The organism is Burkholderia sp. MSMB1078WGS (genome assembly GCF_001528895.1).
Classification (GTDB): domain Bacteria; phylum Pseudomonadota; class Gammaproteobacteria; order Burkholderiales; family Burkholderiaceae; genus Burkholderia.
In genome coordinates this window covers 235,858-253,440 of record NZ_LPDI01000040.1, presented here as the reverse complement: position 1 = coordinate 253,440, position 17,583 = coordinate 235,858, and the positions used below count along the sequence as shown (strand labels likewise).

General features: G+C 68.5%; 18 protein-coding genes. 12 read left to right on the top strand and 6 right to left on the bottom strand.

What is annotated here, in order from left to right:
• Window positions 1-81 precede the first annotated feature (81 nt).
• From WT24_RS11825 to WT24_RS11815, 3 genes are all read left to right on the top strand, one after another.
• Window positions 82-849, top strand: coding sequence for an AzlC family ABC transporter permease (locus tag WT24_RS11825; RefSeq protein ID WP_060033608.1), 768 nt, complete (start codon window positions 82-84; stop codon window positions 847-849).
• On the top strand, window positions 846-1,184 hold the full coding sequence (locus WT24_RS11820; protein WP_043181927.1) for an AzlD domain-containing protein: 339 nt from the start codon (window positions 846-848) through the stop codon (window positions 1,182-1,184). Before WT24_RS11825 ends, WT24_RS11820 begins: the two co-directional genes overlap by 4 nt.
• Before the next feature lie 162 nt (window positions 1,185-1,346).
• Window positions 1,347-2,123, top strand: coding sequence for a DUF4088 family protein (locus WT24_RS11815; RefSeq protein ID WP_060033605.1), 777 nt, complete (start codon window positions 1,347-1,349; stop codon window positions 2,121-2,123).
• A gap of 128 nt (window positions 2,124-2,251) precedes the next feature.
• Here the strand turns inward: WT24_RS11815 and WT24_RS11810 are convergent, their stop codons facing one another.
• Window positions 2,252-2,653 (bottom strand): hypothetical protein, encoded by a 402-nt coding sequence (locus tag WT24_RS11810; protein WP_059501628.1) that lies wholly within the window; start codon window positions 2,651-2,653, stop codon window positions 2,252-2,254.
• Window positions 2,654-2,920: 267 nt separating this feature from the next.
• On the opposite strand from WT24_RS11810, the gene WT24_RS11805 reads away from it, so the two are divergent.
• The 3 genes from WT24_RS11805 to fumC all read left to right on the top strand — a co-directional run bounded on the left by WT24_RS11805 (window position 2,921) and on the right by fumC (window position 6,217).
• Window positions 2,921-3,139: an RNA-binding S4 domain-containing protein gene (locus tag WT24_RS11805; RefSeq protein ID WP_027783904.1), complete on the top strand. Its 219-nt coding sequence runs from the start codon at window positions 2,921-2,923 to the stop codon at window positions 3,137-3,139.
• Window positions 3,140-3,277: 138 nt separating this feature from the next.
• Window positions 3,278-4,666, top strand: coding sequence for a multidrug efflux MATE transporter NorM (gene norM / locus WT24_RS11800; protein ID WP_060033602.1), 1,389 nt, complete (start codon window positions 3,278-3,280; stop codon window positions 4,664-4,666).
• 156 nt (window positions 4,667-4,822) lie between these two features.
• Window positions 4,823-6,217 carry a class II fumarate hydratase gene (gene fumC, locus WT24_RS11795; RefSeq protein ID WP_059501633.1) on the top strand — a complete coding sequence of 465 codons (1,395 nt, stop codon included), beginning with the start codon at window positions 4,823-4,825 and terminating at the stop codon, window positions 6,215-6,217.
• Window positions 6,218-6,263: 46 nt separating this feature from the next.
• On the opposite strand, the gene WT24_RS11790 is transcribed toward fumC, so the two are convergent.
• Together WT24_RS11790 and WT24_RS34870 are read right to left on the bottom strand one after the other, a co-directional pair.
• Window positions 6,264-6,776, bottom strand: coding sequence for an acyl-CoA thioesterase (locus WT24_RS11790; protein ID WP_023475851.1), 513 nt, complete (start codon window positions 6,774-6,776; stop codon window positions 6,264-6,266).
• A gap of 129 nt (window positions 6,777-6,905) precedes the next feature.
• On the bottom strand, window positions 6,906-7,046 hold the full coding sequence (locus WT24_RS34870) for a hypothetical protein (protein WP_179949338.1): 141 nt from the start codon (window positions 7,044-7,046) through the stop codon (window positions 6,906-6,908).
• A gap of 187 nt (window positions 7,047-7,233) precedes the next feature.
• Between WT24_RS34870 and WT24_RS11785 the strand changes: the two genes are divergently transcribed.
• The gene (locus WT24_RS11785) at window positions 7,234-7,941 is read left to right on the top strand and encodes a helix-turn-helix transcriptional regulator (protein ID WP_060033599.1); all 708 of its coding nucleotides are present in this window, start codon (window positions 7,234-7,236) and stop codon (window positions 7,939-7,941) included.
• 162 nt (window positions 7,942-8,103) lie between these two features.
• Window positions 8,104-10,665: a DUF6600 domain-containing protein gene (locus tag WT24_RS11780; protein ID WP_060033692.1), complete on the top strand. Its 2,562-nt coding sequence runs from the start codon at window positions 8,104-8,106 to the stop codon at window positions 10,663-10,665.
• Between the two features lie 99 nt (window positions 10,666-10,764).
• On the opposite strand, the gene WT24_RS11775 is transcribed toward WT24_RS11780, so the two are convergent.
• The gene (locus WT24_RS11775) at window positions 10,765-11,736 is read right to left on the bottom strand and encodes a thymidylate synthase (RefSeq protein ID WP_059501636.1); all 972 of its coding nucleotides are present in this window, start codon (window positions 11,734-11,736) and stop codon (window positions 10,765-10,767) included.
• A gap of 42 nt (window positions 11,737-11,778) precedes the next feature.
• Window positions 11,779-13,176 carry a sigma-54 dependent transcriptional regulator gene (locus WT24_RS11770; RefSeq protein WP_059501638.1) on the bottom strand — a complete coding sequence of 466 codons (1,398 nt, stop codon included), beginning with the start codon at window positions 13,174-13,176 and terminating at the stop codon, window positions 11,779-11,781.
• Window positions 13,177-13,785: 609 nt separating this feature from the next.
• On the opposite strand from WT24_RS11770, the gene WT24_RS11765 reads away from it, so the two are divergent.
• Together WT24_RS11765 and WT24_RS11760 are read left to right on the top strand one after the other, a co-directional pair.
• Window positions 13,786-14,004 carry a hypothetical protein gene (locus WT24_RS11765; protein ID WP_257127472.1) on the top strand — a complete coding sequence of 73 codons (219 nt, stop codon included), beginning with the start codon at window positions 13,786-13,788 and terminating at the stop codon, window positions 14,002-14,004.
• Window positions 14,005-14,289: 285 nt separating this feature from the next.
• Window positions 14,290-14,790, top strand: a complete 501-nt coding sequence (locus WT24_RS11760) for a dihydrofolate reductase (protein ID WP_060033595.1) — start codon at window positions 14,290-14,292, stop codon at window positions 14,788-14,790.
• Window positions 14,791-14,877: 87 nt separating this feature from the next.
• Here the strand turns inward: WT24_RS11760 and pmbA are convergent, their stop codons facing one another.
• Complete coding sequence (gene pmbA, locus WT24_RS11755) at window positions 14,878-16,248, bottom strand: metalloprotease PmbA (protein WP_059501644.1); 1,371 nt, start codon at window positions 16,246-16,248, stop codon at window positions 14,878-14,880.
• Window positions 16,249-16,375: 127 nt separating this feature from the next.
• Between pmbA and yjgA the strand changes: the two genes are divergently transcribed.
• Window positions 16,376-16,978: a ribosome biogenesis factor YjgA gene (gene yjgA, locus WT24_RS11750; protein ID WP_306453343.1), complete on the top strand. Its 603-nt coding sequence runs from the start codon at window positions 16,376-16,378 to the stop codon at window positions 16,976-16,978.
• The gene (gene mog, locus WT24_RS11745) at window positions 16,962-17,570 is read left to right on the top strand and encodes a molybdopterin adenylyltransferase (protein WP_082720383.1); all 609 of its coding nucleotides are present in this window, start codon (window positions 16,962-16,964) and stop codon (window positions 17,568-17,570) included. The genes yjgA and mog overlap by 17 nt, the downstream gene beginning before the upstream one ends.
• Window positions 17,571-17,583: the final 13 nt, after the last annotated feature.

Sequence of the window (17,583 nt, the reverse complement as noted above, 5' to 3'; positions counted from 1 at the left end):
GCCGGCACGCGAACCGGCACCGCTCCGGCGAGCGCAAGAACATACAAGCCGGCTCGCCACCGGCACGCTATCCTCCCCCTCATGGAGGAGCGCTTCTTGAACAAGACACCCGTATCGCCCCCGCGCCGCCCGCTCAACGAATGGCTCGACGGCGCACGCGACACGATTCCGATGATGATCGGCGCGGCACCGTTCGGCGTGATTTTTGGCACGCTCGTCGGCGGCGGCCCGCTCGCCGCATGGCACGGCGCGCTGATGTCGCTCGCAGTGTTCGCGGGCTCCGCGCAGTTCATCGCGCTCGGCCTGATCGCCGGCAGCGCGGGTTTCGCCGTCGTGCTCGCCACGACGCTGATCGTGAACCTGCGCCACCTGCTGTACAGCGCGACGCTCGCGCCCTATGTCGCACACCTGCCGCTGCGCTGGCGCGCGACGCTTGGCGCGTTGATGACCGACGAGGTGTTCGCGGTCGCCTACGGACACTACCGGCACTACCCGCCCGGTACGATCGGCCCCCACTACTTTTTCGGCTCCGGGCTCGCGATGTACCTGAACTGGCAGGTCTGGACGCTCGCGGGCATCGGCTTCGGCACGGCATTCCCGGGCCTGCAGTCGCTCGGCCTCGATTTCGCGATGGCGGCAACCTTCATCGCGATCGTCGTCCCGCAGCTCGGCACGCTGCGCTACTTCGCGGCGGCCGCCACGGCCGGCACGCTCGCGTACTTCTGGCAGAGCTGGCCGTACAAGCTCGGGCTGCTCGGCGCGGTCGCCGCCGGCGTCGCGATCGGCGTCGTGCTCACGCTGCTGCACGATCGCACGCGCGCCGGCTCCCGCCCGGAGGCTGCGTCGTGAGTTACGCGCTGCTGATCCTCGGGATGGCCGTCATCACGTATGCGATCCGTTCGACGCTGTTCCTGTTCGGCGAGCGGCTGACGTTCCCGCCGCTCGTGCGGACCGCGCTCGGCTTCGTGCCGGTCACCGTACTGACCGCGATCATCGTGCCGATGACCGTCTCGCCGCACGGCGGCACGGCCGAGCTGACCTGGCGAAACCCGCAGCTCGTCGGCGCGCTCGCGGCCGTGCTCGTATCGGCCGCGACCCGCCGCCCGCTCGTGACGATCGCCGCCGGGCTCGCGGTGTTCTTCCTGTGGCAAGGGGTCGTACTGCCGCACTGGCTGCCCGCCTGAGCGCAGGCTCCGTCGCGCACGCTCAAGTTTCCGCCCGGTGCGCCGATATAGGAGATGAAGACCCGCCACCGGCCCCGGCGCGCATCGGTCAGTCGACGCCGTGCCCCGTCCCCGGTGCACCGCGCCGGCGCCGGCTTGCGCGGGCCGCCATCGAGACGATTCATGGGCCAGATCACCCTTTCCCTCAAGGACGACACGCTCGAGTCCCTGCGCAAGGACTACGATGCGTTCGTCCGCGTGTCGCTGAAACTCGACCCGCAATTCGCGACGCCGTCGTTCGAGGATTTCCTGCGCGCCAAGCTGCTCGACAACATGGTGCCGCTGACCGAACACGCCGTGCAGCGGATGCTGCAGGGCGGCCAGTACGCGTGGGCCAAGCGCACGCTCGACAAGGAATTTCCGGACGTCGTCGCGATCCTGATGCGGCAGGCGAGCGAATTCGGCTTCGGCTTCGCGTCGCGCTCGGAATGGACCCCCGACGAACTCGCGAAGGCATGCCGCGACTGGGCGAAGGCGATCGTCGCCGAAGCGCAGGGCGACGCGTCGCTGATCGACCCGCTCGCGTCGCAGATCAAGAGCGCGGCGCAGGACATCCAGACGCTCGAGGAACAGATGCAGACGCCTGCATGGCGGCTCGTGGAATCGCTGCGGCAGCGGATCTACGAGGCCAAGCTCGCGTGCGAGATGAGCGTCGGCAGCACCGCGCGCGACAAGCTCGGCGAACTGCGCGGGCTGCTGCGGCTCGGGCTCGCGCACGGCTCGTTCCAGAAGCAGGAAGCGCAGCAGATCATGGAATACCTGCGGCTGCTGAAGCCGGAGATCTTCGTCGAGGAACCGTACGACGTCTTCGCGCGCCTGGCCGCGTGGCTTCGCAGCGTGTTCACGCCGGCCGCCGTACGGCCGGCCCAGGGACAGGGGCAAGGCCAGCGCCGGCCCTGAGCCCGCTCGTCCCGCGCAACGCATCACCCCACGAAAACGGCCCGGTCGCGCGAAGCGAACCGGGCCGCCTGACGATTGCCGTCGCGCCGCGCCGTTCCAGGCAAGCGTCGCGACGGCGTCGCGCACGCTTACTGCGTGGCGCCCTGGGCCGATGCACCGCCCTGCGCGCCGACCGATGCGCCGCCTTCGGTCGCCTCGTCGGCCTTCGCCTTGGCCGAGCCCGCATGGCCCTTGGCCGACTTCGCCGCATGCTTCGTGTGCTTCTTAGCCGAATGGACGGCCGACGACGTCGTATCCTTCGCGCCATCGGCCGCCGCGCCGACTGCATCGGTCGCACCGCCCGTCGCATTGCCCGACATGTTCGCGCCGGCACCGCCCTGCGCGCCCGCACCGACACCTGCCGCCGGCGTCTGTGCCTGCACGCCGGCACCGGCCGCGCCTTGCGCCGTCGTGCCCGTCTGGGCGAATGCGGCCGAAGTGGCGAACGCCGTCAGCGCGGCACCGATCAGCATCGTACGAATCTTGGACATGGCAATTCTCCTCAAGAAGTTGTGCGCCCGGGCCGCAGCGAAGCGGTCCGGCGCGTTCCCCGCCGCAACGCGCAGCAGGTACGACAGAAGACCGGCCGCCCGCGCGGCCGGTTCGCGAATCTCTCAGACTGTTACCCACCGTTTCATTTGCTGACGAATCGCTCACAGTCCTTTACATCCGCCGGCGGCCGCCCGCGCTCGCGTGCGGGCGCGCGGTGCCGTATGATGCGGAGCGTTTCCTCCCGCGCGTCGCGCACCTTCCTCGTCATGCCCAATCTGGATTTCACGCTGACCGGCGAATACGTCGAGCTGCACAACCTTCTCAAGATCACCGGCCTCGCGGACAGCGGCGGCACCGCGAAGCTGATCGTCGCGTCCGGCGCCGTGAAAGTCGACGGCGCGATCGAGCTTCGCAAGACCTGCAAGATCCGCGCGGGCCAAGTCGTGCTGCTCGGCGACACGCGCATCGCGGTGCGCGAGGCCTAGCGCCCGCGCGGGTTCCCCCTGCCCGCGACATGGCCATCGGCGCGCGCGTTCGACACGGTACGAATAAAGCCGTAAGCTAGCCGTCTCTCAAAATAAATACATATAGCGCGGGCCCGCACCCGCGCGAGCGCCCATTCCATGTCGCATTCCGGTCTTACGAGGACGGCCGCCGCGCCGCCGTCCCTGTCCAGTCATGCCGCCGATACCGCGCGCCTCGCCGCGCCGCTCGCGATCGCGCAACTTTCCCAGATGGCGATGAGCGTCACCGACACGGTGCTGCTCGGTTCGCTCGGCCCCGATTCGCTCGCGGCGGGCGGGCTCGGCGCGAACTTCTTCTTCGTCATCGTGACGATCCTGCAAGGCGTGCTGTCGTCGGTCAGCGTGAGCGTCGCGCATGCGCGCGGCGCCCAGGCCGAGGATCGCGTGCCGCACATCTACTGGACAGGCTTCGCGCTGTCCGTGCTGCTCGCGATTCCGGCCATCGTCGCGCTGTCGCTTGCCGAACCGATCCTGCTGATGTTCCACGAGCCACCGCTGCTCGCGCATCATGTCGGCGAATACACGGGCATCCTGCGCTTCGCGGCGCTCGGCAGCCTGATCGGCGTCGGGCTGATGCGCGCGTTCCTGCCGGCGATCGGTGCCGCGCGGCGGCTCTTGTGGGTGTCGATCGGCGGCGTCGGCGTCAACGGCGTGCTGAACTACGGGCTGATCCACGGCGCCTTCGGGTTGCCGCGCCTCGGCTTTCTCGGTTCGGCCGTCGCGACGACGATCACGATCTGGCTCACCGCGCTCGCGCTGATCTGGCTGCTGCACGGCCGGCAGCGCTTCCGCCATTTCGTGACCGCGGCGCGCCCGAAGCTGCCCGTGATGGGCGAGTTGATCGGCATCGGCTGGCCGGTCGCGATCACGTACGGGGTCGAATCGATGCTGTTCCTCGCCACCGGCCTCACGGTCGGCGTGCTGGGCGCGACGTCGCTCGCCGCGCACCAGATCGCGCTGAATGTCGCGTCGGTGTCGTTCATGGTGCCGCTCGCGATCGGCCAGGCGGCCAACGTCCGCGTCGGCTACTGGATCGGCGCGGGCTCGCCCGTCGCCGCACGGCACGCGGGCTTCGTCGCGCTCGCGCTCGGCGTCGGCTTCATGTCGCTGTCGGGCCTCGTGATGATCGTCGCGCCGCATACGATCGTCGGCCTGTACCTGCACCTCGACGACCCGGCCAACGCGGCCACGGTATCGCTCGCCGCGTCGCTGCTCGGCATCGCCGCGGTATTCCAGATCGTCGACGGCATGCAGACCGTCGCGTCGGGTGCGCTGCGCGGCCTGAAGGACACGCGCATCCCGATGCTCGCCGCGACCTTCGGCTACTGGGGCATCGGCTTCCCGACCGGCTACTGGTTCGCATTCCACGCGGGCATGGGCGCGCGCGGCCTGTGGTGGGGGCTCGCGGCCGGGCTCGCGAGTGTCGCCGCGCTGATGGCATGGCGCTTTCACCGCAAGACCACGTCGCTCGTCGCGACGGCCCGCTAGGCGCGACACGACGCAAAATCGCAGCCGGCGCTATGCTTGTCGATCGGAACCCCTCGAGACGCCGCGCCAGCGGCGCGACTGCCTCACGATACGTCTGATTACGCCTGACGCCGCGCGACGACGCGCGGCCTTTCCCCTTTCCTGGAGGAGTGCATCATGAACGAAGCAGTTCGGATGGAACGCGACACGTTCGGCGAGATCGCCGTGCCCGCCGACCGGCTCTGGGGCGCGCAGACCGAGCGCTCGCTGCAGAATTTCCGGATCTCGACGGAGAAGCAGTCGCCCGAGCTGATCCACGCGCTCGCGATCGTCAAGCGTGCCGCGGCGGCCGTCAACCAGTCGCTCGGCGTACTCGCCGACGACAAGGCGCGCGCGATCATCGAAGCCGCCGACGAGATCATCGCCGGCCGGCATCCACGCGAGTTCCCGCTCGCGGTGTGGCAGACGGGCTCCGGCACGCAGACCAACATGAACCTCAACGAGGTGATCGCGAACCGCGCGAGCGAGCTGATGGGCGGCGAGCGCGGCGAAGCGCGCAAGGTTCATCCGAACGACGACGTGAACCGCGGCCAGTCGTCGAACGACGTGTTCCCGACCGCGATGCACGTCGCGGCCGCGTACGCGATCGTCAATCACCTGCTGCCGGCGCTGCGCACGCTGCGCGCGACGCTCGACGCGAAGTCGAAGGCGTTCGCCGACATCGTGAAGATCGGCCGCACGCACCTGCAGGACGCCACGCCGCTCACGCTCGGCCAGGAGTTCTCCGGTTATGTCGCGCAGCTCGACCACGGCATCCGTCACGTCGAATCGTCGCTGCCGCACCTGTACGAGCTCGCGCTCGGCGGCACCGCGGTCGGCACGGGGCTGAACGCGCATCCGGAGTTCGCGGTGCGCGTGGCCGACGAGATCGGCCGGCTGACGAAGCTGCCGTTCGTGACCGCGCCGAGCAAGTTCGAGGTGATGGCCGCCGCCGACGCGCTGGTCTTCGCGCACGGCGCGCTGAAGACGGTGGCAGCCAGCCTGATGAAGATCGCGAACGACGTGCGCTGGCTCGCGAGCGGCCCGCGCTGCGGGCTCGGCGAGCTGTCGATTCCGGAAAACGAGCCGGGCAGTTCGATCATGCCGGGCAAGGTGAACCCGACACAGTCGGAAGCCGTGACGATGCTGTGCTGCCAGGTGTTCGGCAACGACGTCGCGGTCAACGTCGGCGGCGCGAGCGGCAATTTCGAGTTGAACGTGTTCCGGCCGATGATCGCGCACAACGTGCTGCAGTCGGTGCGGCTCCTCGCCGACGGCGCGCAGAGCTTCAACGATCACTGTGCGGTGGGCATCGAGCCGAACCGCGCGCGGATCGACCTGTTGCTGAACGAATCGCTGATGCTCGTGACGGCGCTCAATCCGCACATCGGCTACGACAAGTCCGCACAGATCGCGAAGAAGGCGCACAAGGAAGGCACGACGCTGAAGGCGGCCGCGCTCGCGCTCGGCTACCTGACCGAGGCGGAATTCGATGCATGGGTGCGCCCCGAGCAGATGATCGGCACGCGGTAACGGCAGGACGACGGGCGCGGCGCGGAAGGCGCGGCGCCCGCGGCACTCAGACGGTGCCCTTCGCGACTTCTTCCGGCTTCATCTCGACGATCTTGTCGAGCGCGGCCCGCACGTCGGCCGCGTATTTCGCCAGCACCCGCTGCTCGTCGGTTTCGGGCACGAACGGCGGCACCGGCACCGGGTTGCCGTTCTCGTCGACCGCGACGAACACGACGAGGCAATCGGTCGTCTGACGCAGCACGCCGCCCTTCGGATCGCCGGCGTGCACCGACACATGGATGTGCATGCTGGTACGGCCCGTCGCGACAACGCGCGCCTTCAACTCGACCAGATTGCCGACCAGGATCGGACGCTGGAAACGGATGTTGCCGACGCTGACCGTCACGCAATAGCGGCTCGACCAGACGGCCGCGCACGCATACGCGACTTCGTCGATCCACTTCATCAGCGCGCCGCCGTGCACCTTGCCGCCGAAGTTCACGGACGAAGGCTCGGCAAGGAAGCGGAATACGGTTTCGGTGCGGTCGAGGGCAGCCGGCACGGGGGACGGTTGAGGCATTGTTCTGGCTCCAGGCGGCAGGGGCGCCGTCATCGGGCCATTATACGTTGCACTGCGGCAACGCGGCGCGGCAAGCCCCGCGTGGCGGGGCTGCGGCGACCATGCCGGCTCGCGCCGGACCAGCGCCGCTCAGCGGCGTACCGTGACGCCCTGGTCGATCGTTCCGTACATCTCGATACTGCCGCCGCGCTCGCCGGTCGCGCCGGTGCCGCCGGGTGCACAGGCGGCGCACACGAGCGCCGCCGCCAACACACAGAAAATCGTCTTCATCGTTGCATCGCGTCTCATGCGGCGGCCCGCTGCCGCCGCGTCCGGCCATTCTACGCGTGCCCTGCAACGGGCTGCAGGCCGGGCCGCGCAGCGGCACCGTCGCTGCATCCGACATTTCATCCGAAAGCGAAACGTCGAATGCGCGCACGGACTACACTGCCCTCATCCCGCTCGACGAGACACGACGATGACCGATCAAGACGACCACCATTTTCCGGGCTTGAGCCGCATCGGCGCGCTGATCGCCGATCCCGGCCGCGCCGCGATGCTATGGGTGCTGATGGACGGCAGCGCGCGACCGGCCGGCGAACTGACGATGATCGCGGGGCTGTCGCCGTCCGCGGCCAGCGCGCACCTCGCGCGCTTGACCGAGGGCGGCCTGCTGGCCCTCGACGTGCGCGGCCGGCATCGTTACTACCGCATTGCGTCGGCCGACATCGCGGCCTCGCTCGAAGCGCTGGCGAACGTCGCCCGCGCGGCCGCGCCGCATCGCCCGGTCCCGCCGCCGTCGCGCACGGTCCCGGCCGAACTGCGCTATGCACGCACCTGCTACGACCACATGGCCGGCGAGCTCGCGGTACGGATCTTCGACGGCCTCACCGCGCGCCGCTGGCTATTCGCGAACGGCGACGCGATCGAGACCACCGAGCTCGGCACGCAGGCGCTCGCGCAATGGGGCATCGACGTCGCGCAGCAACGCACGCGCCGGCGACGCTTCGCGTGCGGCTGCCTCGACTGGAGCGAGCGGCGCTCGCATCTCGGCGGCGCGCTCGGCGCGGCACTGCTCGAAAGCTTCTGCGCGCACGGCTGGATCGAGCGCGCCGCCCGACCGCGCGTGCTGAGCGTCACGGTGCCCGGGCAGCAGGTTTTCGACGCGTGGCTTACGTCCGCTTGACGCCGGCATTGCAGCCGCACGACAACAGCGCGCGATGGACAGGTTTTGTTACATCGCGTGCCATTCGACTTACAAAACACCGTGCCTTGAAACAGGCCAAGCGGATATCGTGAACTGGACGGCACGAATCGACGCGCCGCGATCACAACGATGACGCTCACCATGGCCTCCCTCTTCACGCTCAAGCGCACCGCCCGCTACACGCTGCTCGCGTTCGTCGCGCTGGCGACGCTGCCGCCCGCCTTCGCGCAATCGGCCGATGCGCCGCCGAATATCGCCGCGGCACGGCAACCGGCCGGCGATCCGCCGGGCCGCGTCGCGCGGCTCAATTACCTGTCGGGCGCCGTGACGACCGAACCGGCCGGCACCGATACGTGGTCGTATGCGGCGGTGAACCGGCCGCTGACGACCGGCGATCAGCTCTGGAACGATGCCGGCGCGCGCTCGGAACTGCACATCGGCTCGACCGCGGTGCGGCTCGGCGAATCGACGAGCCTGTCGGTGCTGAACCTCGACGACACGACGACGCAATTGAAGGTAGGGCTCGGCACCGTGTCGACACACGTGCGCGACTTGCCGGCCGGCGGATCGTACGAAATCGACACGCCGAACCTCGCGCTCGGCATCGCCGGCCCCGGCGACTATCGCGTCGATGTGGCGCCGAACGGCGCGAGCACGACGGTGACGGTACGTAGCGGGAGCGCGACCGTGTACGGCAGCAACGGGCAGTATCCGCTGTCGCCGGGGCAGCAGGTGGTGTTCACCGGCACCGACCTGCAGGTCGCGCAGCAATCGGGTGCACCCGGCCCCGACGCGCTCGACCAGTGGGCCGCCAGCCGCGACGCGGCCGAAACGCGCTCGGTGTCCGCCCGCTACGTGTCCCGCGACATTCCCGGCTACCAGGATCTCGACGCGAACGGCACGTGGCGCGAAACCCCGAATTACGGCGCGGTATGGGTGCCGAACGACACGCCGGCCGATTGGGCGCCGTATCACGACGGCCACTGGATCTGGCAGGCGCCGTGGGGCTGGACCTGGGTCGACGACGCGCCGTGGGGCTTCGCGCCGTATCACTACGGCCGCTGGGCGTACGTGGACGACAACTGGGCATGGGTGCCCGGCCCGATGGTCGTCAGCCAGCCACCCGTCTATGCGCCGGCGCTCGTCGCGTTCGTGGGCGGCGGGGGCGGCGGCGGTTCCGACTGGAGCGTCGCGCTCACGGTCGGCGGCGTCGCCGCGGCCGGTTGCGCATGGTTCGCGCTCGGCCCCGGCGAACCGTGGCATCCGGGCTGGGGCGGCTGGAGCCCGCACTACTACGACCGCGTCAACCGCAACATCGTGGTGAACAACGTCAACGTGAACAAGACCGTGAACGTGACGAACATCACCAATATCACCAACATCAACAAGACATATGTGAACTTCCGTGCACCGCACGCGATCACGGCCGTGCCGGCCACCGCGTTCGTGCACGGCCAGCCGGTCGCGCATTTCTCGCAGCACGTCGATCCGCAGCAATGGCGCAACGCGCGCGTCACGCCGGGCACGCCCGGCATCGCGCCGGTGCGCCAGAGTTTCACCGGCGGGCTGCGCAATGCCAGCTACCGCCCGCCGGCGGCGATCGCGCAGCACCCGTACGTCGCGACGCGCAATCCGGCCGTGCCGCCCGCGTATCGCGACCAGGCCGCCGCCCACCTCGCGCAGCAAGGCGGGCGCGTACCGGGCGCCGGCGCGCCCGTCGTGAAGACGAACGTGCCGGCCGACTATACGGCTCGCCCGGTCCGCGTTCCGGGTCAGTCGCAGGGCGGCGGCGCATGGGCGATGCACAACGTGCAGCTCGTGAATCCGCACGGCCCCGTCGTGCAGCCCCGTGCGTCGCGCGAAGGCCCGCCGGCGGGCGAGCAGGCCGCGCGGCCTGGCGCGCCGACGCCGGGCATGTCGAATGTCGCGCGGCCGCCGAACGGCGAAAGCGCCAACGCACAGCGTTTCGCCAACGGTGGCACGCCGCCGGCACCCGGCAACCCGATGGCGCATCAGGCGTTCGCGCCCGGCAACGGCGTCCCGCATCCACCGGGCGCGAACAACGCTCCGGCAGGGACCGGCAACGCGCACGCGGCCAACGCGCCGTCCCCCGTGTGGATGCAGCCGCACACGCCGATGGCGCGTCAACGCCCCGATTCACCCACCGCACTGCATGCGGCAGGAGAGAATGCGCTGCCCCCCGTGCGCAGCGCCGCGGTGCCGCATCCGAACGGCGTGCCGGCGCCGCAAGGCGTACAGCCCGGCGGCCGCAACGAAGCGCCGCGCGCGCTGCCGCAACCGCGGGTCGACAATACCGCACAGATTCAGCAACCGCGTCCGCACCCTGATTTCCAGACGCCGGCCCGGCATGCGCAGCCGCAGCCGCAGCCGCAACCGGAACGGGCCGCCCCCGCGCCGCAACCACGCCCGGACTTCGCTCAACCGGCGCCGCATCGCGAGGTCGCGCCGCCGCGCGTGAACGAGTACCGTCCGCCCGCGCCCGCAGTGCACGACGTGCCGCGTCCGCAGCCGCAGGCGCCGCACATGGAGCCGCGACCGCAGCCGGCGCCCCGCATGGAACCGCGCCCGTCGATGCCCGCTCCCCGGATGGAACCGCGGCCGCAGCCGGCGCCGCACGTCGAGGCGCCGCATCCGGGCAATCCGCCGCCGCAGGGCGGCCACGACGAGCGGCATCGCCAGTAAGTGCAGCAAAGATGAAACAAAAAGGCTCGACCGGCTAATACCGGTCGAGCCTTTTTGCAGGGTACGGATCGATGAAACCGTGCGGCCTCGCCCGCGCGATCAGACCGCCATCGGCGCGGTCAGCGGCTCGTGGTGGCGATAGCCGACGAGCGAGAAATCGGACGGCTCGACCTGCTCCAGCCATTCGGGCGCATAGACGCCCGTTTTCGCGTACTCGGGCACGCGCTCGGCAATCTCGAGCCGCGGGCTTTCGTACGGCTCGCGCGTGAGCTGCTGCTGCAGCATGTCGAGCTGGTTCTCGTAGATGTGGGCGTCGCCGATGAAATACGTGAACCAGCGCGGCGTGTAGCCCGTCAGCCGGCCGACGAGCGACAGCAGCGCGGCCCCTTCCGTCAAGTTGAACGGCGTGCCGAGACCGACGTCGTTGCTGCGGATGTACAAGCACAGCGAGATCTCGCGCTTCGTCGCATTCGGCAGGAACTGGTACAGCAGATGGCACGCGGGCAGCGCGATCTGGTCGAGCACGGCCGGATTCCACGCGTGAAACAGGATACGACGATCGGACGGGTTCTCCATGATCGTGTCCAGGCACTGGCGCAACTGGTCGATCGCCTTGTACAGCAGCACCTTCGGCGCGCCATCTTCGTCGAAACGCGTGACGATCCGGAAGCCGCGGCGTGTCGCATCGGCGATCTGCGCGTCGGCGCTCGCATCGAGCACCTTGTAGCCAGGCCACTGGCGCCATTGCACGCCGTATACGTCGCCGAGATCGTCGACGCCCTGGCGATACGGGTTCGCGAGCCACTGCGCGTTCTCGTTCGCGTTCGCATCCCACACCTTGCAGCCGAGCGCGCGGAAATCGGCCGCGCTGCGCGACGCACGCAGGAAGCCGACCAGTTCGCCGATCGCCGACTTGAACGCCAGCTTCTTGGTCGTCACGGCCGGAAAGCCTTGCTGCAGGTCGAAGCGCAGCATCGCGCCCGGCATGCTGATGGTACGGATCCCCGTGCGGTTCTCCTGCCAGGCGCCGGTATCGAGAATGGTACGAACGAGATCGAGATACTGTTTCATGCGGGTTCCTTCGGCCGCGAGAGGCGGCCGTACCCGCCGATTTTAACAAGCGTGGCGCGGAAGCTCCGGCAACGGCGCCGAAAACCCTGCCAGCGTGTCGCCACGGTCGCGCATGCCGTGCGCGCACATCAGCCGGTAGAGCGTGACGCGCGACACGCCGAGCTCGCGCGCGGCATCCGCGAAACGGCCGCGATGGCGCAGCAGCGCCTGCTCGATCGCCTGCCGTTCGGCCGCCTCGCGCGCCTCCAGCAGCGACACCGGCGCGAGCGTCGCATAGTCGTTCAGCTCGAGATCGGCGGCGGTGATCATCCGGCCTTCGGACATCACGATCGCACGGCGCACACGGTTGATCAGCTCGCGCACGTTGCCGGGCCACGAATAGCCGTACAGCGACGCGACCGCATCCGGGGAAAAACCGCGCAGGCGCCGATGCGCATCGCCCTTGAAGCGCTCGAGCATGTGGCGCGCGAGCACCTCGATGTCCTTGCCGCGCGCGCGCAGCGGCGGCTCCTCGATCTTCAGCACACACAGCCGGTGAAACAGGTCCTCGCGAAAACGCCCTTCACGCAGCGCCGCCTCCATGTTCACGTGCGTCGCGCAGATCACGCGTACATCGACCGGCATCGACGCATGCGCGCCGAGCCGCTCGATCTTGCCTTCCTGCAGGAAGCGTAGCAGGCTGGCCTGGCTTTCGAGCGGCAGATCGCCGATCTCGTCGAGAAACAGCGTGCCGCCGTTGGCTGCCTCGACGCGGCCGATCTTGCGCTGGTTCGCGCCGGTGAACGCGCCGCGTTCATAGCCGAACAGTTCGGCCTGCAGCAGCGTCGACGGTATCGCACCGCAATTGATCGCGATGAACGGCGCCTGCGCGCGCGCCGAGCGCTCGTGAATCGCGACCGCCGTCAATTCCTTGCCCGTGCCCGACTCGCCGGAGATGAACACCGGTGCGTCGGTCGCCGCGACACGGCGGATCGTCCTGAAGAGCCCGAGCATCGCATCGCAGGTGCCGACCATCTCGCCTTCGCTGCGCCCCGCGCCGACGGGCGGCGAAACGGGATCGGTCAGTGCGACCATGCCGTGCGCATGACCGACAGTCTCGACGATCCGCGCCGTTTCGTACGGCATCGTCACGTAGTCGAAGCAATAGTCGCGAATGAGATGGCGCAGCGTCGCGTCCTGCAACTGGCCGCGCCGCGTCGCCGCGATCCAGCCGATGTGCTGGATGCTCAGGCAGGATTCGAGTTCGCGCAGGTCCGACGGCTTGAAGCCCGGCGAGAAATCGAGCAGGCCGGCGGTGGCCACGCCGTGCTGCACGACGCGCCGCACATCGCGCACGGTCTCGGCCAAGTCGACGCGCCAGCCGCATTCGTCGAAATGGCCGCGCAACGCGTCGTTCGGTTCGCGCGAATAGTAGACCACGTGCCGCTGATCGGCTCCCATATGCTCACCCCGTTCATCAACCGTCCAACGATTGCTGCACACGTCGGATTGCGTGCAAAAGGATCGAATCGGGTCAGCCAGAGGTGGCTCGATTCGCCATGCCGATGCGCGGCAACGACACAGCCTCGCATGATGGCGCTTGTCTCGCGTCCAGTAATTTTTTGATCGAGACAACCCGGTTATAGGCACCGAATACGACAAATCCGTTTCATTGCCGATGGCGACACGGCCGAATCGCTCGGGAGTCGATGCAGATCAATCCTCTGCACATAGCACATGCGCAGGAACGGTTTCGTCATCGACACACGCGCCGATTTTCATCCTTGAAGCGTGTCGATTGAATCAGCAGTATTCCCGAGCCCCATCGTTTCAGGCCTGAAACATTTTCAGGCGTTTTCGGCCACCGTTCGCAACGCTCGAGCGCGAGTCGCAATGGCGGCAATGGCCCCGGTACGGTGGCATGTATTTCGCTGAATACGTACACGATCGGAGACATCCGCCATGCGAAAACCTCGTTTACTTTCTTTCGTGCCGATGGCGCTCGCGCTCTCGACCGCCGGCCCGCCTGCTCCGGCATGCGCGGACGATGGCATGCAGCCGGATCGCGCCATGCTGCTTGCCGAAAACACGTCGAGCAGGCAGCACGGCAACGGGTTCGGCATCCTGACCGTGTCGGCACCGCAATCGCTGCCGGCCGCCAGCGCCTCCGTGACGCTGTGGGACGAGATCCCGCCACCGCCCCAGTTGCCGATGCCGCTGCCGGCGCCGCAACCGGGCGACATCCGGCATGCGATGGAAGGCAATGCGCGAGGCAATACGCATCCCTGATGCATGTGCCTCTTCAATTCGATCAGGATAACGTATTGAACTGACGAGCCAGTCGAACGGGATGCCGTCGAGCGGAACCGGCTTCGCCGATCTCGCGACATAAAACGTTTTGGTGCTCCGTCCCCCGGCGGGCACTCTTTTTATTCGGACGGGCCGCCGCGACGCGGGGCATCGCGCGTCGCGGCGCACGACGCCGGAAACGCCGGTCCCCGTGCGGGCGGGCGGAATCCGGCGCACGCCGTCGTTCCGGTAAAATCGGCCCCGTTCCCCTCTTTCCCGACCTTCATGACGACGTTGACCCTGATCGTCGCGCGTGCCCGCAACGGCATCATCGGCCGCGACAACCAGTTGCCCTGGAAACTTCCCGAGGATCTCGCGTTCTTCAAGCGCACGACGATGGGCGCGCCGATCGTGATGGGCCGCAAGACCCACGAATCGATCGGCCGGCCGCTGCCCGGCCGCCGCAATATCGTCGTCACGCGCGATGCCACGCGCCGTTTCGACGGCTGCGATACGGTCACGTCGCTCGCCGACGCACTGGCGCTCGCCGAGCGCGACGGCGCGCCGGAGGTATTCCTGATCGGCGGTGCGCAACTCTACGCGGAAGGTCTCACGCTCGCCGACAGGCTGGTCGTCACCGAGATCGACGCCGACTTCGACGGCGACGCGTCGTTCCCGGCGCCCGACGCCGCGCACTGGCAGGAAATCTCGCGCGACGCGCATCAGGCTGCCGCGCCGAACACGTTCGGCTATGCGTTCGTCGTCTACGAACGCAAGCGCGGCTGACGTCTTCTTCCGCACGATGAAAAAAGCCCGACCGGCTTCGCGCGCCGGTCGGGCTTTCGTTTTCTGGCGGCCTGCGCCGCGTGCGGCTTACTGCCCTGCGATCGTCATCTGCTCGATCAGCACCGAGCCGGTTTCCTTCGTACCGCGCACGATCGAATCCGCACCGATCGCGACGATATGGCGGAACATCTCCTGCAGCGTGCTGGCAACGGTGATTTCCTCGACCGGATACTGGATCACGCCGTTCTCCACCCAGAAACCCGCAGCACCGCGCGAATAGTCGCCCGTCACGTAGTTCACGCCCTGCCCCATCAACTCGGTCAGCAGCAGCCCCGTGCCGAGCTTCTTCAGCATCGCGTCGAAGTCGTCGCCCGCCTGCGTGTTCGCGCTGCGTAGCGCGAGATTGTGCGAGCCGCCCGCGTTGCCGGTGGTTTGCGTGCCGAGCTTGCGTGCCGAATAGGTCGACAGGAAATAGCCTTCGACGACACCGTCCTTCACGACGCTGCGCGCACGCGTGCGCACGCCTTCCTCGTCGAACGGCGCGCTGCCCATCGCGCGCGGCACGTGCGGATCCTCGACGATCTGGATGTGCGGTGCGAACACCGGCTTGCCGAGGCTGTCGACGAGGAACGACGTCTTGCGATACAGTGCGCCGCCGCTCACCGCCTGTACGAATGCGCCGAGCAGGCCGGCCGCGAGCGGCGCCTCGAACAGCACGGGCACCTTGCGCGTGTCGAGACGACGCGCGCCCATCCGCGCGAGCGCGCGTTCGGCCGCGTAACGGCCCACCGCTTCGGGCGCGGCGAGATCGATCGCGCTGCGCTTCGACGAATACCAGTCGTCGCGCTGCATGTGGCGGCCGCTGCCCGCGATCGGCGCGCATGCGATGTAGTGGCGCGAGTACGGATAGCCGGCCAGGAAGCCGCGCGACGTCGCGAGCACGAACTGCGAGTGCTGCGCCGACACGCTCGCACCTTCCGAATTGCGAATTTGCGGGCTGACCGCAAACGCGGCGTCTTCCGCGCGGCGGGCAAGCTCGACCGCGTCGTCGGCCGTCAGCGCCCACGGATGGTACAGATCGAGGTCCTGCGGGTCGGTTTCGAGCAGCTCGGCTTCGGCGAGACCGGCCGCTTCGTCCTCGGCCGTGAAGCGCGCGATGTTGTAGGCGGCGGCGACGGTATCCTTGATCGCGGCCGGCGAGAAATCCGACGTGCTCGCGTTGCCGCGTTTCTTGCCGATGAACACGGTGACGCCGACCATCTTGTCGCGGTTGTGCTCGATCGTTTCGACCTCGCCACGGCGCACCGACACCGACAGGCCGTCGCCCTCGGAGATTTCGGTCGCGGCGTCCGTCGCGCCGAGCGCCTTCGCATGGCGAAGGATGTCCGATGCGATTTCTTTGAGCTGGTCCTGCGTGTGCGGGAAATAGCGCGCTTGTACGTCGAGATTGGCTGCCATCGTCTTGGTATCCGGTGGCGGGCGGGCGCCCGCATGGTCAAAATGTTGCGTATCCCGCGATCATAGCAAGGTCCGGGGCCGGACACAGACAAGCTTGGGGTATCCGCGCCGCGATACAATGCGGTCCATGACACGCAAAACCCGAATCCAGCCGATCGAACATGCCGTCGAGGACGACGACAATGGCTACGATCGCCCCAGCAAATCCCAGTTGAAGCGCGAAATGCACGCGCTGCAGGAACTCGGCCAGGCACTCGTCGATCTGCCGAAGGACGCGCTCAAGCGCATGCCGATGCCCGAAGATCTCGCGGACGCCGTGCGCGAGGCCCGCCGGATCACCGATCACGAAGGCAAGCGCCGCCAGCTCCAGTACGTCGGCCGCGTGATGCGCTCGCTAACCGACGACGAAACGGCCGCGCTGCGCACCGCGCTCGACGCGCAACGCGGCGTGAACAAGGCCGCGACGGCCCGGCTGCACTGGATCGAGCGCACGCGCGAGCAACTGCTCGCGAGCGACGACGCGCTGACCGAATTCCTGCGCCAGCACCCCGACGCCGACATCCAGGAAGGCCGTACGCTGATCCGCAACGCGCGCAAGGAAGCCCAGCAAGGCAAGCCCCCGCGCTATTTCCGCGAGCTGTTCCAGTGGATCAAGACCGCGAGCGGCACGCCCGGCGGCGATGACGAAGGGGACGACGCCACTGGAGACGACCATGACGACGAAGCGTAACCATCCGGACGAGCTCGTGGTCGGCCTCGTGTCGATCAGCGACCGCGCGAGTACGGGCGTCTACGAGGACAAGGGCATCCCGGCGCTGCAGGAATGGCTCGCCGGCGCGCTCGTCTCGCCGTGGCGCGCGCAAACGCGCCTGATCCAGGACGACGCGCCGACGATCTCGGCCACGCTGACCGAACTGGTCGACGTCGCCGGCTGCGATCTCGTGCTGACGACGGGCGGCACCGGTCCCGCGCGCCGCGACGTGACGCCGGAAGCCACGCTGGCCGTGGCGACGAAGGAAATGCCGGGATTCGGCGAACAGATGCGGCAGATCAGCCTGAATTTCGTCCCGACCGCGATCCTGTCGCGGCAGGTCGCGGTGATCCGCGAAACGGCCGACCATGCGGCGCTGATCATCAACCTGCCCGGCCAGCCGAAGTCGATCCGCGAGACGCTGGAAGGGCTGCGCGATGCCGACGGCAAATCGACCGTGCCCGGCATCTTCGCCGCGGTGCCCTACTGCATCGACCTGATCGGCGGCCCGTATATCGAGACCGACGCCGCGGTGGTCGCGGCGTTCCGGCCGAAAAGCGCGCGGCGCTGAACGTGGCTCGAGC

Coding starts and splice junctions, on each gene's coding strand:
- WT24_RS11825 (WP_060033608.1), top strand. CDS start 82: ATGGAGGAGCGCTTCTTGAACAAGACACCCGTATCGCCCCCGCGCCGC.
- WT24_RS11815 (WP_060033605.1), top strand. CDS start 1,347: ATGGGCCAGATCACCCTTTCCCTCAAGGACGACACGCTCGAGTCCCTG.
- WT24_RS11810 (WP_059501628.1), bottom strand. CDS start 2,653: ATGTCCAAGATTCGTACGATGCTGATCGGTGCCGCGCTGACGGCGTTC.
- WT24_RS11805 (WP_027783904.1), top strand. CDS start 2,921: ATGCCCAATCTGGATTTCACGCTGACCGGCGAATACGTCGAGCTGCAC.
- norM (WP_060033602.1), top strand. CDS start 3,278: ATGTCGCATTCCGGTCTTACGAGGACGGCCGCCGCGCCGCCGTCCCTG.
- fumC (WP_059501633.1), top strand. CDS start 4,823: ATGAACGAAGCAGTTCGGATGGAACGCGACACGTTCGGCGAGATCGCC.
- WT24_RS11790 (WP_023475851.1), bottom strand. CDS start 6,776: ATGCCTCAACCGTCCCCCGTGCCGGCTGCCCTCGACCGCACCGAAACC.
- WT24_RS34870 (WP_179949338.1), bottom strand. CDS start 7,046: ATGAAGACGATTTTCTGTGTGTTGGCGGCGGCGCTCGTGTGCGCCGCC.
- WT24_RS11785 (WP_060033599.1), top strand. CDS start 7,234: ATGACCGATCAAGACGACCACCATTTTCCGGGCTTGAGCCGCATCGGC.
- WT24_RS11780 (WP_060033692.1), top strand. CDS start 8,104: ATGGCCTCCCTCTTCACGCTCAAGCGCACCGCCCGCTACACGCTGCTC.
- WT24_RS11775 (WP_059501636.1), bottom strand. CDS start 11,736: ATGAAACAGTATCTCGATCTCGTTCGTACCATTCTCGATACCGGCGCC.
- WT24_RS11770 (WP_059501638.1), bottom strand. CDS start 13,176: ATGGGAGCCGATCAGCGGCACGTGGTCTACTATTCGCGCGAACCGAAC.
- WT24_RS11765 (WP_257127472.1), top strand. CDS start 13,786: ATGCTGCTTGCCGAAAACACGTCGAGCAGGCAGCACGGCAACGGGTTC.
- WT24_RS11760 (WP_060033595.1), top strand. CDS start 14,290: ATGACGACGTTGACCCTGATCGTCGCGCGTGCCCGCAACGGCATCATC.
- pmbA (WP_059501644.1), bottom strand. CDS start 16,248: ATGGCAGCCAATCTCGACGTACAAGCGCGCTATTTCCCGCACACGCAG.
- yjgA (WP_306453343.1), top strand. CDS start 16,376: ATGACACGCAAAACCCGAATCCAGCCGATCGAACATGCCGTCGAGGAC.
- mog (WP_082720383.1), top strand. CDS start 16,962: ATGACGACGAAGCGTAACCATCCGGACGAGCTCGTGGTCGGCCTCGTG.